At 71.5% G+C, this 14,329-nt stretch carries 14 protein-coding genes and 1 tRNA gene; 7 read left to right on the forward strand and 8 right to left on the reverse strand.

Annotated elements, in window-relative coordinates; genetic code table 11:
- Window positions 1–4 precede the first annotated feature (4 nt).
- From AB0O07_RS18130 to AB0O07_RS18140, 3 genes are all read left to right on the forward strand, one after another.
- On the forward strand, window positions 5–295 hold the full coding sequence (locus AB0O07_RS18130; RefSeq protein WP_365633941.1) for a hypothetical protein: 291 nt from the start codon (window positions 5–7) through the stop codon (window positions 293–295).
- Window positions 296–454: 159 nt separating this feature from the next.
- A complete protein-coding gene (locus tag AB0O07_RS18135; protein WP_365633944.1) occupies window positions 455–754 on the forward strand; it encodes an HAD-IA family hydrolase in 300 nt (99 codons plus the stop codon).
- Window positions 755–1,118: 364 nt separating this feature from the next.
- Window positions 1,119–1,907 (forward strand): phosphotransferase, encoded by a 789-nt coding sequence (locus AB0O07_RS18140; protein WP_365633947.1) that lies wholly within the window; start codon window positions 1,119–1,121, stop codon window positions 1,905–1,907.
- A 251-nt stretch (window positions 1,908–2,158) separates the two neighbouring features.
- Here the strand turns inward: AB0O07_RS18140 and AB0O07_RS18145 are convergent.
- Window positions 2,159–2,232, reverse strand: a tRNA-Thr gene (locus AB0O07_RS18145).
- 203 nt (window positions 2,233–2,435) lie between these two features.
- On the opposite strand from AB0O07_RS18145, the gene ugpC reads away from it, so the two are divergent.
- From ugpC to AB0O07_RS18160, 3 genes are all read left to right on the forward strand, one after another.
- The gene (gene ugpC, locus AB0O07_RS18150) at window positions 2,436–3,560 is read left to right on the forward strand and encodes a sn-glycerol-3-phosphate ABC transporter ATP-binding protein UgpC (RefSeq protein WP_365633950.1); all 1,125 of its coding nucleotides are present in this window, start codon (window positions 2,436–2,438) and stop codon (window positions 3,558–3,560) included.
- Between the two features lie 374 nt (window positions 3,561–3,934).
- Window positions 3,935–4,357, forward strand: a complete 423-nt coding sequence (locus AB0O07_RS18155) for a hypothetical protein (protein WP_365633953.1) — start codon at window positions 3,935–3,937, stop codon at window positions 4,355–4,357.
- A gap of 56 nt (window positions 4,358–4,413) precedes the next feature.
- Entirely contained in the window at window positions 4,414–5,136 is a 723-nt protein-coding gene (locus AB0O07_RS18160) for a nucleotidyltransferase family protein (protein WP_365633955.1), read from the forward strand.
- Window positions 5,137–5,380: 244 nt separating this feature from the next.
- Here AB0O07_RS18160 and AB0O07_RS18165 read toward each other — a convergent pair whose 3' ends face one another.
- The 7 genes from AB0O07_RS18165 to AB0O07_RS18195 all read right to left on the reverse strand — a co-directional run bounded on the left by AB0O07_RS18165 (window position 5,381) and on the right by AB0O07_RS18195 (window position 12,818).
- Entirely contained in the window at window positions 5,381–7,267 is a 1,887-nt protein-coding gene (locus AB0O07_RS18165) for a DoxX family protein (protein ID WP_365633958.1), read from the reverse strand.
- A gap of 120 nt (window positions 7,268–7,387) precedes the next feature.
- On the reverse strand, window positions 7,388–8,338 hold the full coding sequence (gene rlmB, locus AB0O07_RS18170; RefSeq protein ID WP_365633961.1) for a 23S rRNA (guanosine(2251)-2'-O)-methyltransferase RlmB: 951 nt from the start codon (window positions 8,336–8,338) through the stop codon (window positions 7,388–7,390).
- A 218-nt stretch (window positions 8,339–8,556) separates the two neighbouring features.
- A complete protein-coding gene (gene cysS, locus AB0O07_RS18175; protein WP_365633964.1) occupies window positions 8,557–9,957 on the reverse strand; it encodes a cysteine--tRNA ligase in 1,401 nt (466 codons plus the stop codon).
- Window positions 9,958–10,070: 113 nt separating this feature from the next.
- A complete protein-coding gene (locus tag AB0O07_RS18180) occupies window positions 10,071–10,475 on the reverse strand; it encodes a PPOX class F420-dependent oxidoreductase (RefSeq protein ID WP_365633967.1) in 405 nt (134 codons plus the stop codon).
- Between the two features lie 186 nt (window positions 10,476–10,661).
- A complete protein-coding gene (gene ispF, locus AB0O07_RS18185) occupies window positions 10,662–11,219 on the reverse strand; it encodes a 2-C-methyl-D-erythritol 2,4-cyclodiphosphate synthase (RefSeq protein WP_365633970.1) in 558 nt (185 codons plus the stop codon).
- Window positions 11,209–11,955 (reverse strand): 2-C-methyl-D-erythritol 4-phosphate cytidylyltransferase, encoded by a 747-nt coding sequence (ispD, locus tag AB0O07_RS18190; protein WP_365633973.1) that lies wholly within the window; start codon window positions 11,953–11,955, stop codon window positions 11,209–11,211. Before ispD ends, ispF begins: the two co-directional genes overlap by 11 nt.
- 380 nt (window positions 11,956–12,335) lie before the next feature.
- On the reverse strand, window positions 12,336–12,818 hold the full coding sequence (locus AB0O07_RS18195) for a CarD family transcriptional regulator (protein ID WP_003953493.1): 483 nt from the start codon (window positions 12,816–12,818) through the stop codon (window positions 12,336–12,338).
- Window positions 12,819–13,531: 713 nt separating this feature from the next.
- Here AB0O07_RS18195 and AB0O07_RS18200 point away from each other — a divergent pair.
- Complete coding sequence (locus AB0O07_RS18200; protein WP_365633976.1) at window positions 13,532–14,233, forward strand: DUF461 domain-containing protein; 702 nt, start codon at window positions 13,532–13,534, stop codon at window positions 14,231–14,233.
- Window positions 14,234–14,329 lie beyond the last annotated feature (96 nt).

A 14,329-nucleotide genomic window follows, 5' to 3' on the forward strand; every position in this document is an offset into this window, starting at 1 on the left:
ACCGATGACCGACATGGCCGAACCGCCGAAGGTCTACTTGCTTTGGCATGTCCACCACCGAGCCGTGGAAGGCGCGGAGGTCAGGCACTTCGTGGAGCCCGATGACTTCTGGGCCGATGAAGAGGCCGGAGACGACGTGAAACTGCTCGGTACCTACTCAAGCCGGGAGGCGGCCCGGGATCGTATCGAACGAGCCCGGAAACTGTCCGGCTTCCGTGAGGAGCCGAACTGTTTCTACGTAGACGAATCAGTGGTGGACAAGGACGAATGGACTGAAGGCTATATAACGGACTGATCTGTCGCTCAGTGACGGCCTGCCAGGACTGCCTGGCAGGCCGTCTCCCGTCCCACTGCAGGCTTACAGAGAGGGCGGCCCTTACACCCCGGGCAGAGCACCTTGGACCGTCATGCCCCATTGATCCCCGCCAGCTCAGAGGCGCTGCCCGCCCCTGCCGTGGCCGAACTGCTGGACGTCGTCGTCACCCGGCAGGACGCTCCGCCGAAACCGGCTCCCGACGGGCTGCACCTGGCCCTGAGCCGGGTAAACGTCACCCCTGAGCGTGCAGTGTTCATCGGCGACAGCCCCTCCGACATGACCGCGGCCCGCGCCGCCGGCGTCGTCGCCCTCGGAGCGGTCTGGGGCTGGCACCCTCCCGGCGCCCTGCGCGCGGCTGGAGCCGATCACCTCCTGCACACCTCCAGCAGCATCGGGCCGACCCTGCTGCGCCACCTGTCCCTAATCGACGGCGCGTGACCCCACGCCGCCACTACAGTGGAGGGGCGCCCCTGCGGGCGCCCCTTTGCACATCTGCACTCAGAGGACACAGGCGAATGCACGTGATGCCGCGACGAGCGCCCAGCGCCGAGCTGGAGCACTGAGGACCGTTCCTCAGCCCCGACTCGCGGTCCGGCTCGGCGCGCACATCACCCTCGCCACCCGTTTCCCGGACCTCTGAGAGCTGCCCCAATGCCTGTACTCCCCACCAGCGGCCGTCTGCGATGGACCGACGTCCCCGCGCCACTGCGCACCCGCCTCGAAGACGCCCTCGACGCGGCCGTCACCGCCGCCGTCACCCCCAGCGGCGGCCTTCGGCCACCAGCTCGCCGCCGCGCTCACCATGGACGACGGCCGACGGGTCTTCGTCAAGGCCGCTGCCGACGACGACCCGCTGACCGACGCCAACCTCCGCGAGGCCACCGTCCTCGGCTCGCTGCCGCCCACTGCCCCGGCCCCGGACCTCCTGGGCATCCACCGCGCGGCCGACTGGACCGCCGTCGTCATCGCCCACCTCGACGGCCCCCACCCCGACCTCTCCCCGGTCTCCGGCGACGCCGGGCAGACCTGGGCCCTGCTGGACAAGCTCACCTCCAGCCCCGCACCTCCGGCGTACACCACGGCGGTCAGCACCACGCCGTCCACGGCGGCCACCCTGCACGGCTGGACCGACCTCGCCGCCGACCCGTCGGCCGACCTCGACCCCAGCGCCCGTGCCCACCTGCCGCAGCTCGCCGAACTGGAAGCCGCCTGGCCCGCCCTCGCCCACGGCGACCGCATCGTCCACGGCGACCTGCGGGCCGACAACATGGTCCGCGATCACACCCTCGGCGTCACCTTCGTCGACTGGGCCCACGCCACCACCGGGCCGGCCTGCATCGACGCGGCCTCTCTCGCCCCGCAGCTCATCCTCGCCGGACACACACCCGCAGACGTCGCCCGCCTGCTCCAAGAGCATCCCGCCACCGCCGACAGCCCTGAGACCACCACAGCGTTCCTCGTCGCGCTCACCGGCCACTGGCACCGCAACGCCCGCCGGCCCGCGCCACCTGGCGCCCCCGGACTGCGCGCCTACCAGCACCGTGCGGCGGCTGCTGGTCTCGCACTCGTCGGCTACCGCCTTCGGCCTTGACGACGTCGGAGCCCGGGCGGATGCATCGACCGCCGATATCTGACCGGTTGTAGAGATGGAACAACAACCAGACCGCCGTCCATCCGCCCCCGGTAACGCTCTCGGCCACCGCCGCTGCACGCCGTTTGCACGCGTGGCCACCGGTCGGCCACCGCAGACCATGTTCCGGAGCCTCCGGACACACCGACAAATCTAAAGCCACAGAAAGGAAAAACCCCAGGTCACGGGCTATGTGACCTGGGGTTCACCGGAGCCCCCTGTCGGATTCGAACCGACGACCTACGCATTACAAGTGCGTTGCTCTGGCCAACTGAGCTAAGGAGGCGTGTCCGAGAAGTGTAACCGGAGCCGATCACCCGTCCGCCGGAAATTTGGTGGCGGCCGGAGTGCTGACAGAGCGGGAACGGGAAGGTAGCGTCGGCTCAGTTCACCCAGGTGGACTAGACCCATCTCCCGCCGGCCGGCGGGAGAACCACTCCTTTACTCGGATCGTCCGGCACGTTCCTGCCGGTGAAGGGATACACCGCCATGGCTACCGTCACATTCGACAAGGCGACCCGCGTCTACCCGGGCTCCACGAAGCCCGCCGTCGACCAGCTGGAGATCGAGATCGAGGACGGCGAGTTCCTCGTCCTCGTCGGCCCCTCCGGCTGCGGCAAGTCGACCTCGCTGCGCATGCTCGCGGGTCTGGAGGACGTCAACGGCGGCGCCATCCGCATCGGGGACCGGGACGTCACGCACCTGCCGCCCAAGGACCGGGACATCGCGATGGTGTTCCAGAACTACGCGCTCTACCCGCACATGACGGTCGCCGACAACATGGGCTTCGCCCTCAAGATCGCGGGCGTGAACAAGGCGGACATCCGCAAGAAGGTCGAGGAGGCCGCGAAGATCCTCGACCTCACCGACTACCTGGACCGCAAGCCGAAGGCGCTCTCCGGTGGTCAGCGGCAGCGTGTCGCGATGGGGCGCGCGATCGTGCGTGAGCCGCAGGTCTTCCTCATGGACGAGCCGCTGTCCAACCTCGACGCCAAGCTCCGTGTGTCGACGCGTACGCAGATCGCCTCGCTCCAGCGGCGCCTGGGCATCACCACCGTGTACGTCACCCACGACCAGGTCGAGGCCATGACCATGGGCGACCGCGTCGCCGTGCTCAAGGACGGGCTGCTCCAGCAGGTCGACTCGCCGCGCAACATGTACGACCGGCCCAACAACCTCTTCGTCGCCGGCTTCATCGGCTCCCCCGCCATGAACCTGGTCGAGGTGCCGATCACCGACGGCGGCGTCAAGTTCGGCAACAGCGTCGTCCCGGTCTCCCGCGAGGCGCTCTCCGCCGCGTCGGAGAAGGGCGACAAGACCGTCACGGTCGGCGTCCGGCCCGAGCACTTCGACATCGTCGAGGAGGGCGGCAAGGCGGAGAAGCTCGCCAAGGACACCCCCGCCGGTCTCGCCGTCAGCGTCAACGTCGTCGAGGAACTCGGCGCCGACGGCTACGTGTACGGCACCGCCGAGGTCGGCGGCGAGTCCAAGGAGATCGTCGTCCGCGTCAACGGCCGCTCCGTACCGGACAAGGGCGCCACGCTCCACGTCGTACCGCGCGCGGGCGAGACGCACGTCTTCTCCACCTCCACGGGCGAACGCCTCACCGACTGACACCGGCACGGGCACCGGCACCGGCACCGGCACCGGCACGAAGCCACCGGTCAGAGTGCTATCCGTAAGGCCCCGTACCAGCGCGGTACGGGGCCTTGTCGGACTTATCGGCCTTGCGGGCTTCCTCGCGGGTCTCCCTGCGGGCCTTACGGGTCTTCCTTGCGGCCCTGTCGGCCTCGCGGGCTTCCTTGTGGGTCTTACGGGGCCTTCGGGCATGTCCGGCGCGTCCCGGGGCCGGCTGCGGTAAGTTTCCTTCCATCCCTGCCATTTGGGGCGGCGACCGTCAACCTTCGATTCGAAAAAACCGATCGAACCGTCCCTCAAGTGAGTGACTAAATGTCGCCAAATCATCACTGACCGCTACGCTCGCCTGCGTGACCCACACAGCCCGCCGTATCGGCCGAACTCTCGCCTTCGTACTGCCCGTCGTCCTGGTGCTCTCCGGGACCCTCGCGGTCGCCCGTGTTCCGTGGGCGACCGGTTCCACCGAGTCGCAGGTCCTGACGGCCTCCTCGGACACCGCCTCCGAACGCGCCACGCCCCGCGCGCCTCAGGACGTGCTCCGCGACCAACTGCTGCGGGAACTCCAGGAGAAGGATCCCGGGATCGCCCTGACGCACCTCCAGCGGCAGGTCGAGGAGCGCCCCTCGCTCGCGCGCCACTGCATGGAGATCGCCCGCTCGCTGGGGCGCGCGGCGGTCGCCGTGTACGGCCCGAGCCGCGCGCAGTCGTTCTCCCGGCCGGTGTGCGACACGTCCTTCGCGTACGGCGTCTCCGAGCAGGCCACCGGAAGCTGACCCACCGGCCACCCCACGGCCGTCCACGCCTACCCCGCCCGCCTATCGTGCACGGTATGCATACGTTTCCGACACAGGCCGTGGTACTCGCGGGCGGCCAGGGGTCGCGGCTGCGGCCGTACACCGACGACCGCCCCAAGCCGATGGTCGAGATCCCCGGAACGGGGACCCCGATCATCGGCCATCAGCTCTCCTGGCTCGCCGCCGAGGGCGTGACCGACGCCGTCGTGTCCTGCGGCCATCTCGCCGAGGTCCTCCAGGAGTGGCTGGACGCGGCCGAACTCCCCCTGCGGGTCACCACCGTGGTGGAGGAGGAGCCCCTCGGGCGCGGCGGCGGGCTCAAGCACGCCGCCGCCGCGCTGCCCGACCCCGGGCAGCCCTGGTACGCCACCAACGGCGACATCTGGACGCGCTTCTCGCTCCGCGAGATGGCCGCCTTCCACTTCGAGCGCGACGCCACCGCCACCCTCGCCCTCGCCCGGCCCCGGATCCCCTGGGGGGCCGTCGAGACCGACGAGTTCGGGCATGTCCTCGACTTCATCGAGTCCCCGCCGTCGCCCTATCTGATCAACGCGGGGGTGTACGTCTTCTCCGCGGGCTTCCACGGGCTGCTCCCGGACCGCGGCGACCATGAGCGGACCACCTTCCCCCGGCTCGCCCGCGAACGCCGCCTGGCGGGCTTCCCGCTGCCCCAGGGGGCCTACTGGCGCGCCATCGACACCGCGAAGGACCTCACGGAGGCCGCGAAGGAACTGGCCGGCGGAGCCCTCCCGCGCTGAGAACCGGTCGAGGACGTACGGCACAACCGGTCGAGGCCGTACGGCACTACCGGTCGAGGCCGTACGGCACTACCGGTCGAGGCCGTACGGCGGGACTACCGGTCGAGGACGTACGGCGTGAGGGGCGCCCCCGGTCTCCGGGGAGCGCCCCTCACGCGTGAGCAGGTGTCGTAGGGCAGGGTCGTCCGTAGGGCAGGAGTCGTACGCGGCGGGTCGTACGGCAGGTGTCGTACGGGCCGGGCGGTCAGCCCAGCAGGCCGCCCAGCGGGTTGCGGTTCCCGCCGCCCGAGGTGCCGGATGTGGCCGGGGCGCCGCCGTCCGCCGCGCCCGTGCCGCCGCCTCCGCCGCCTCCGCCGCTGCCGTCCCCCGCGCCCCCGCTGGAGGACGGCGCGGGCGGCGGGGCCTGTTCGGCCTGCTGGGGCGGCTGCTGGACGGTGCCCTGGGTCTGGCTGGGCGCCTGCTGCTGTTGCTGCGACTGGCCCGCGCCGGGGCCCGTACCGGCCGACCCGGTGGACGCGCCGCCGCTCGACGGGGTCGTGCCGCCGACCGGGGCCGACTGCCGGGCCGACGGGGAGCCCGAGCTGGTCGCGGAGGGCGCCGAGGACGTACCGCTGGTGGCGCCCGCACTGGACGGGCTCCCGGAGGCGCCGTCCGGGCCGCCGCTCCGGTGGCGCGGCAGCGGCATGCCGGGGAGCTGGTTGACCGGGTCGACGCCCGGGCCCGGCACCCGCACCAGCTCCGAGGAGCGCACCGCGCCGCCGAGCATGGAGCCGATGAGCAGCGTCAGCCCGATGACGACGGTCGCCACGATCGTGCCCCTGCGCAGCACGCGCCGCCGCAGCTCCCAGAGTTCCGAGCGCGGCCCCAGCGTGCGCCACGCGTCGCTCGCCAGCCGCCCGTCGACGGAGTAGACCGGGGCGCCCGCGATGATCAGCGGGGACCAGGCGGCCAGGTAGATGATGTCGGGCGCGTCGTACGCCGGTACGGTCCGCCAGCTCACCGTCAGCAGGAGCGCCGCCGACAGCAGCGTCCCGACCGAGGCGGCGAGCCGCTGCCAGAGGCCGAGCACGGTCAGGACGCCGACCACGATCTGGAGGAAGGCGACGCTGAGCCCCGCCCCGACCGGGTGCGAGAGCGCGAAGTCCCGCAGCGGCTCCGCCAGCGCCCACGGGTGGAGCGAGCTGAGCCACTTGACCATGGAGCCGCGCTCGCCGCCGTCGAAGTAGACGGGGTCGCAGAGCTTGCCCATGCCCGCGTAGATGGTGATGAAGCCGAGGAAGACCCGGAGCGGCAGCAGCACCACCCCGAGGTTCATCCGGCGGCCGGGGTAGTAGGCGTGCCGCACGGCGTCGTTGCCGCTGCGCCGCTCGCGCGGGCGGCCGTCGGGGCCGACGCGCCCTTCGAAGTCGTCGAGGCCGTCGGGGCCCTCGCGGTCGTCGTAGCCGTCGGGGTCGTAGCCGAGGTCGTTCTCCGGGGCCCCGCCCGGGTGGCCGCCGTAGCCGTCCCCGCCGTCGTACGGGCCGCCCCGCGCCCCGCCGCGCTCCGGCAGGTCGTACGCGCCGACCGCCTGCCGCATGGGGGGCAGCAGCGGCGTCGCGGTCGTCGCGTACGGCCCGGGGGCGGTGTCGGCGGCGGTACGGGGGGCGCCGACGACGGGGGTGGGCAGCGTCGTCTCGGTGTCGGCGACGCCGCCGCCGAGCCGGGGGATGACCTGCGTCGCGCCCGCCTCGTACCGTACCGGCGGCGGGGCCAGGGCGGAGTTCCGTACGGCCTGGAGGAGCCCGGTCGCACCGGGGTCGCCCGGCGCCGACTTGCCGCTCCAGACGACGGGGGCGCGCCGCCGGGGCGCCCGGGCACCCACCGGCCGACCCCCGGCGCCGCCCGCGCCCCCGGCCCCGCCGACGGCGCCGAGGCCGCCGGCACCGGCGAGGCCGCCGGCGGGTCCAGGGGCGCCGCGTCCACCGGACCGGGCGGGGATGCGGAGGGGGCTGGGGCGCTGGGGCGTTGCGAGCTTCACCCGGAAGCTGGCGTGGTTCACGATGACCTGCGCGGGATCGCAGTCCACCTTGAGCATGCTCAGCGGGGGCTGATCGTCGAACCCGGGCCGGGGCGTTCTGGTGTCCACACTCATCTAACCGAGTGACTTGTGTTTAGGACACTGCCTTGACGCCCGCGATGTGTCCGAGACCCGTCAAGATCATCGGGCGGGGCCGTCCGGGGCCTCCGGACAGCCCTCCCCAGGACCGCGCCCTCAGACCCGGCGGCGCGACGCCTCGTAGAGCACCACACCGGCCGCGACCCCCGCGTTCAGCGACTCCGCGCCGCCCGGCATCGGGATCCGCACCCGGAAGTCGCAGGTCTCGCCGACCAGCCGGGAGAGGCCCTTGCCCTCGCTGCCGACCACGATCACCACCGGGCCGCCGAGCGCGTCGAGGTCGCCGACCTCCGCCTCGCCGTCCGCCGCGAGGCCGACGACCGTCAGCCCCGCCTTCTGGTACGCCTCCAGCGTGCGGGTGAGGTTGGTGCAGCGGGCCACGGGCGTACGGGCCGCCGTGCCCGCCGAGGACTTCCACGCCCCGGCCGTCATCCCGGCGGCGCGGCGCTCCGGTACGACCACGCCGTGGCCGCCGAAGGCGGAGACGGAGCGGACGACGGCGCCCAGGTTCCGCGGGTCGGTCACCCCGTCGAGCGCGACGATCAGCGGCTCCTCGCCCTCGTCGAAGGCGGCGGCGGCGAGGTCGTCGGGGTGCGCGTACTCGTACGGCGGCACCTGGAGGACGAGCCCCTGGTGGTTGAGGCCGTTGGTGAGCCGGTCCAGCTCGGGCTTGGGGGCCTCCATGAGGTGGATGCCGCCCCGGTCCGCCGCGAGCTGGAGCGCCTCGCGGACCCGCTCGTCGTTGTCGATGAACTGCTGTACGTAGAGGGTCGTGGCGGGCACGCCGTCCCGCAGCGCCTCGAAGACCGGGTTACGGCCGACGACCATCTCGCTGGAGCCCTTGCCGCCGCGCCGGGCGACCTGGCGCCGGGCCGTCTGCTTGGCCTTGGCGTTGGCGACGCGGTTCTTGACATGGCCCTTGCGCGCGGAAGCGGGCGGCGTCGGGCCCTTCCCCTCCAGGCCGCGGCGCCGCTTGCCACCGCTGCCGACCTGCGCGCCCTTCTTGTTGGACGTACGGCGGTTCCTGCGCTGGCTGTTCCCGGCCATGACCTATCGGTTTCCTCACGCGCTCATGCACGCGCCCGTTGGCGCGCTCGTCTTCACGCATGTGCTCATGCGTCTGTTCTGCGTTTCGTCCATGCATGTGTCCACGCATGTGTTCCTGCGCTGGTCCACGCATGTGTTCCGGCGTTTTGTGTTCCTGCGTTTTGTGTCAGGGTACGCACGTGTGCCGCCCGGATCTCCGGGCGGCACCCTTCAGCGGGTCAGCGCGGTCCCAGCGTCCACCGGGGCCCCGAGGCCCCGTCCTCGACGACCAGCCCGGTCTGCTGGAGCTGGTCGCGGATCGCGTCCGCCGTGGCCCAGTCCTTGCGGGCCCGCGCCGACTCACGCTGCTCCAGGACCAGTCGTACGAGCGTATCGACCACCCCGTGGAGATCCGCGCCCCGGTCGCTCTCGCCCGCCCAGTGCGGGTCGAGCGGGTCGAGGCCGAGGACACCCAGCATGGCCCGTACCTCGGCGAGCCGGGCGACGGCCGTCTCCTTGTCGTCGGCGGCGAGCGCGGAGTTGCCCTGGCGGACGGCGGTGTGGACGATCGCGAGGGCCTGCGGGACGCCCAGGTCGTCGTCCATGGCCTCGGCGAAGGCGGGCGGCACCTCGTCGGCGGCGGCGACCGTCTTGCCCGCCTTCTCGGTGACCCGCTGGACGAAGCCCTCGATGCGCGCGAACGCCGACTCGGCCTCGCGCAGGGCCTCCTCGCTGTACTCGATCATCGAGCGGTAGTGCGGGGTGCCGAGGTAGTAGCGGAGCACGATGGGGCGCCAGTGCTTGACCATCTCGGAGACCAGCACCGAGTTGCCGAGCGACTTCGACATCTTCTCGCCGCTCATGGTGACCCACGCGTTGTGCACCCAGTACCGGGCGAACTCGTCGCCGTACCCCTTGGCCTGGGCGATCTCGTTCTCGTGGTGCGGGAAGATCAGATCGAGGCCGCCGCCGTGGATGTCGAAGGCGGGGCCCAGGTACTTGTGGGCCATCGCCGAGCACTCCAGGTGCCAGCCGGGCCTGCCGCGGCCCCAGGGCGTCTCCCAGGAGGGCTCGCCGGGCTTGGCGGCCTTCCACATCGCGAAGTCGCGCGGGTCGCGCTTGCCGGTCTCGCCCTCGCCGGAGGGCTGGCGCAGGTCGTCCAGGTCCTGGTTGGAGAGCTCCAGATAGCCGGGGAAGGAGCGCACGTCGAAGTAGACATTGCCGTCCGCCGCATACGCGTGACCGCGCTCGATCAGACCGCGCATCATTTCGATCATCTCGGTGATATGACCGGTCGCGCGCGGCTCGTAGCTGGGCGGCAGGCAACCGAGCACGTCGTAACCGGAGTTGAAGGCGCGCTCGTTCTCGTAACCGATGGACCACCACGGGCGGCCCTGGTCCGCCGACTTGGCGATGATCTTGTCGTCGATGTCCGTGACATTGCGGATGAACGTCACGTCGTAGCCGCGGTACTCGAACCAGCGGCGCATGATGTCGAAGTTCAGGCCCGACCTGATGTGGCCGATGTGCGGGGCCGCCTGCACGGTGGCGCCGCACAGGTAGATCGAGACGCAGCCCGGGACGAGCGGGGTGAAGTCACGGATCTGCCGGGCGCCGGTGTCGTACAGCCGAATAGTCACTCGACAAGGGTAGTGCGCCCGGGGCAGTGCCCCGCGACCCTTTGGGCCACGGGGACACAGAAGCGTGACAATTCATGGGCTCGGGGTGACGCGGGGACCGCCCATGGTGGTGCTCAGAGCCGGCCGACGACCCGGTCCGGGGTGATCCGGACGACGACCCGCTCGGCCTCCGTCACCGAACCGGGGTTGAACTCGGCGTACGGCTTCCCCGTGTACTTCCGCGACAGTTCGTCGATCAGTTCCTGGCCGCCCTCGGTGGTGAGCGTCGCGGTGCCCCGGATCTCGGCGTAGAGGTACGGGTCACCGGCGGGCTGGGCGACGACGCTGACCCGGGGGTCGCGGTGGAGGTTGAGCGTCTTGCGGCGGCCCTCAATGGTGGAGATCAGGACGTCGTTCCCGTCCCTCTTCACCCACACGGGTGAAACCTGGGGGCTGCCGTCGGGCTGGATGGTGGCGAGGGTGACGAAGACGGGGGTGTCGAGGAGCTGCTTGATGGCATCGGAGAGTACGGCGGTCATGGCTCTGCCTCCTGCTGCGGCCGTCAGCGGACTGTTACCGGCTGATACCCGACGATGATCGCGCAACCGGGCCCGGCCCGCCGCGCCGGCGTCCGGCCCGTACGGACGGGACCCGGCGCGGACAGGACCGGGGCCCGGACGGGACCCGGCGCGGACAGGACCCGGCCCGGACGGACCCGGCCCACCTCACCCCGTACGGACCACCAGCGCCGTGGCGATGGCCGCCAGGCCCTCCCCGCGGCCCGTGAAGCCGAGGGCGTCGGAGGTGGCGGCGGAGACCGCCACCGGGGCGCCGGCCGCCTCGGAGAGGACCCGCTGGGCCTCGTCCCGGCGCTTGCCGATCTTCGGGCGGTTGCCGACGACCTGGACCGCGACATTGCCGATGGTGAACCCCTCGGCGCGGACGATCCTCGCCGCCTCTTTGAGGAGGGTGATGCCGGGCGCGCCCGACCACTCGGGGCGGCCGGTGCCGAAGTGGGCGCCGAGGTCGCCGAGGCCCGCGGCGGAGAAGAGCGCGTTGCAGGCGGCGTGCGCGACGACATCCGCGTCGGAGTGGCCCGCGAGCCCCGGCCCCTCGCCCTCCCAGAGCAGGCCGGCGCACCACAGCTCGCGGCCCTCCTCGAAGGCGTGGATGTCGGTGCCGATGCCCACCTGCGGAAGCGGGTACGGGGACGACGGGGGCAGGGGTGACGGGGACGACGGGGACGGCTCCCCCGGCCCCCCGGAGAGGCGCTCAGAAGCCATCGGTGAGCCTCCTGCGGGCGAGAACCGCCTCGGCCAGCACCAGATCCAGCGGCCTGGTCACCTTGAACGCCTCCTCGTGTCCTGGCACGACCACCACGGGCGCGCCGAGCCGCTCGACCATACCGGCGCAGTCCGTGGCCCCCTCGCCCACCTGCTCGACGGTCCGGTGGGCCCGCTCCAGCGTGGCGCGATCGAAGCCCTGCGGGGTCTGTACGGCGCGGAGCAGCGCCCGCTCGGGCGTGGCGACGACCGGCTCCGGCTCGCCCTTCGCACGCGGCTCGACCTGCTTGACGGTGTCGGCGAGCGGCAGGGCGGGTACGACGGCGGGCGCCCCGTCCCGTACCGCTTCGGCGACCGCGTCGACGGTCTCGACGGGGACCAGCGGGCGGGCGGCGTCATGGACGAGCACGCTGGTCACGGCCTCGGGAAGGGCGTCGAGGCCGAGCCGTACGGACTCCTGGCGGGTCTCGCCGCCGGGGACGACGAGGTAGTCGGTGCGCTCGGGCAGGGCATGGGCGTCGAGGAGGTTCTTCACCTCGGCGGCACCGTCCGGCGGGGCGACCACGACGACCAGGGAGACGGCGCGGGAGGCGGCCATGGCGCGGATGGCGTGCACCAGCATCGGCGTGCCGCCCAGCGCGCGGAGCGCTTTGGGGGCGCCCGGACCGAGCCGTACGCCCCGGCCTGCGGCGGGGATCACCGCAGCGGTGCGGTGGGGGCGGGGTTCCTCAGACATCGCTCTGCACTCCGGCGGGTTTGTTCGGGCTTGGTTCCGGCAGGTTTGTTTCCGCGGCCGACATGGGTAGGGGCTCAGAAGCCGGGCGCGATGCCTTGACCGGACCCTTCCGTGACCATGGTCGAGGCAGTCGGCGCACCGGCCCCGGACACCCCGATCCGGGCACACCGGGGCATCCCGGCACCGGCACCGCCCCGGACACGCGACATGCCGCAGCGCCCGACGGCTCGGCTCTCCCCCGAAGCCGGCCAACGGGCACCACGGCATTCACAGCTCACTGCTTCACGCTTCACGTGTGCTCCACGCTTCACGTGGGCGCCACGTGCGTGCGTTTCCACCGTGTCCACGTGCGTTCTACGTGTCTACGTGACTACGTGCGTTCAGGACGCGAGGACCTCGTCGAGCAGAGCCTCGGCCTTGTCTTCGTTCGTGTTCTCCGCGAGGGCCAGCTCGCTGACGAGAATCTGCCGCGCCTTGGCGAGCATGCGCTTCTCACCTGCGGAGAGTCCACGCTCGCGCTCCCGGCGCCACAGGTCACGGACCACTTCGGCGACCTTGATGACGTCACCGGAGGCGAGCTTCTCCAGATTTGCCTTGTAGCGACGGGACCAGTTCGTCGGCTCTTCCGCGTACGGCGCCCTGAGCACCTCGAAGACCCGGTCCAGCCCGTCCTGACCAACCACATCGCGTACGCCGACGAACTCCGCATTGTCCGCCGGTACACGCACCGTCAAGTCGCCCTGGGCGACCTTGAGCACCAAGTAGGTCTTGTCCACGCCTTTGATCTGGCGAGTTTCGATGGCCTCGATCAGCGCGGCCCCGTGATGGGGATAGACCACGGTGTCGCCAACCTTGAACGTCATGTGACAGGTACCCCTTCCGTGGCTATCCAGGGTAACACGAGAATGGCTTCTTCTGAATGGCGTTTTCGCAGGTCAGGGCGCATCTCGGGGCTTGACAACAGCGCCAGGAACGTGCTTCGAGCGGCTTCCGGAAGGGGGTATTCGCAGGTCGGAGCCGCTGCGCGGGGGCACGGAAACACCCACGTTACGCACCGGGCGACCCCCTCAACCGAGGGCTAACGTCCCGTTTTGCCGGATTCGGCGAGCGGAACTTCCCGTACCGCGTTCGACCGTAGATCATCCGTACGAACAGAAGAGTGGCGCCGGTACGACAGAAGTGCGAGGGAATCCGAATTCGATCACCGGCACGCACTCCCACGGTATTCGTAAGGAATGCGGGACGGCGCGGGAAATTGATCACGCGATTTATGTGAACGGCATGCAAAACGACACGGGACATGACGGGCCGGGGGCGCGGACGGCGCGGGAGGCGGGTCGGGTGCGGGGTGGCGAGGGGGGCTCGGTAACCTGGGGGCGCCGAGGCGTCTTTGGCCCGTCCCGAGACATCCGGCACGTATCGCTTCGTACCCGCACCACCACGTACCACCTCGCACCACCACGTACCACCTCGCACCATCTCGTACGCGCACCACCTCGCACCACCTCGCACGCGCACCACCCGCACCACCTGCCCCGCCCTCCTCCGTCCGAACGTCCTAGGAGTTGCCGCCGCCGTGAGCCGCAGCCTTCGACGCGGCACCCTCGCCGCCACTGCCCTCGTGTTCTCGCTTGCCACGCTCTCCGCCTGCGGGGCCGGCAACAACGCGCAGACGCTCGGCGTCAAGCCGGACAACGCCGCCACCACCCTCGACGAGATCACGCTCCAGAACATCACCGTGATCACCCAGCCCGAGGCCGACGCCGAGGGCCCCGCGGTCGTCACCGGCACCGTCTTCAACAACGACACGGCTCCGCAGACCCTCGACTCGGTGAAGCTCCCGGGCACCAATGCCACGGTGAAGCTCTCCCCCGCCAAGGGCTCGGGGCCGATCACCGTGCCCGCGCAGGGCTCCGTGCAGCTCGGCGGCGAGGGCAACGCCTCGGCCGTGGTGGAGAACGGCCACGAGGCGGCGAAGAACGGCGACGCGCAGCAGGTCGTGTTCTCGTTCAGCAAGACGGGTGAGGTCGGGCTGCGCGCGTTCGTCTTCCCGTCGAACAACTACTACAAGAGCGTCGGCCCCAGCTCCCGGCCGTCCGCGCCCGCCTCCCCGTCGGCCCCGGCGGCCGGCGCGCCCGGCACCTCCCCGTCGGACTCGGGCTCCCCGGAGGCCGGTACGGCGGGCGAGGGCACGGACGCGGGTACGGACGCGGGTACGGGCACGCCGGAGTCCCCGGCGTCGTCCGGCTCGGCGTCGGGCGAGGCCGCCTCGCACTGAGGCCGGACACGGATACGGCGTTGGGGGGGGGGGCGGGGGGGGGGGGGGGGGCGGCCCCCCCCGGGGCCCCCGCGCCGATCGGGACGAAGGGGGGAC

Origin of the sequence: Streptomyces sp. NPDC093085 (assembly GCF_040683935.1) — a bacterium.
In the GTDB taxonomy this organism is placed as follows: Bacteria; Actinomycetota; Actinomycetes; order Streptomycetales; family Streptomycetaceae; genus Streptomyces.

Bases quoted from the DNA above. Each gene is read 5' to 3' on its own strand.
- ispF (WP_365633970.1), bottom strand. From the start codon at position 11,219: ATGGCTTCTGAGCGCCTCTCCGGGGGGCCGGGGGAGCCGTCCCCGTCG.
- ispD (WP_365633973.1), bottom strand. From the start codon at position 11,955: ATGTCTGAGGAACCCCGCCCCCACCGCACCGCTGCGGTGATCCCCGCC.
- AB0O07_RS18180 (WP_365633967.1), bottom strand. From the start codon at position 10,475: ATGACCGCCGTACTCTCCGATGCCATCAAGCAGCTCCTCGACACCCCC.
- AB0O07_RS18195 (WP_003953493.1), bottom strand. From the start codon at position 12,818: ATGACGTTCAAGGTTGGCGACACCGTGGTCTATCCCCATCACGGGGCC.
- AB0O07_RS18165 (WP_365633958.1), bottom strand. From the start codon at position 7,267: ATGAGTGTGGACACCAGAACGCCCCGGCCCGGGTTCGACGATCAGCCC.
- rlmB (WP_365633961.1), bottom strand. From the start codon at position 8,338: ATGGCCGGGAACAGCCAGCGCAGGAACCGCCGTACGTCCAACAAGAAG.
- ugpC (WP_365633950.1), top strand. From the start codon at position 2,436: ATGGCTACCGTCACATTCGACAAGGCGACCCGCGTCTACCCGGGCTCC.
- AB0O07_RS18140 (WP_365633947.1), top strand. From the start codon at position 1,119: ATGGACGACGGCCGACGGGTCTTCGTCAAGGCCGCTGCCGACGACGAC.
- AB0O07_RS18130 (WP_365633941.1), top strand. From the start codon at position 5: ATGACCGACATGGCCGAACCGCCGAAGGTCTACTTGCTTTGGCATGTC.
- AB0O07_RS18160 (WP_365633955.1), top strand. From the start codon at position 4,414: ATGCATACGTTTCCGACACAGGCCGTGGTACTCGCGGGCGGCCAGGGG.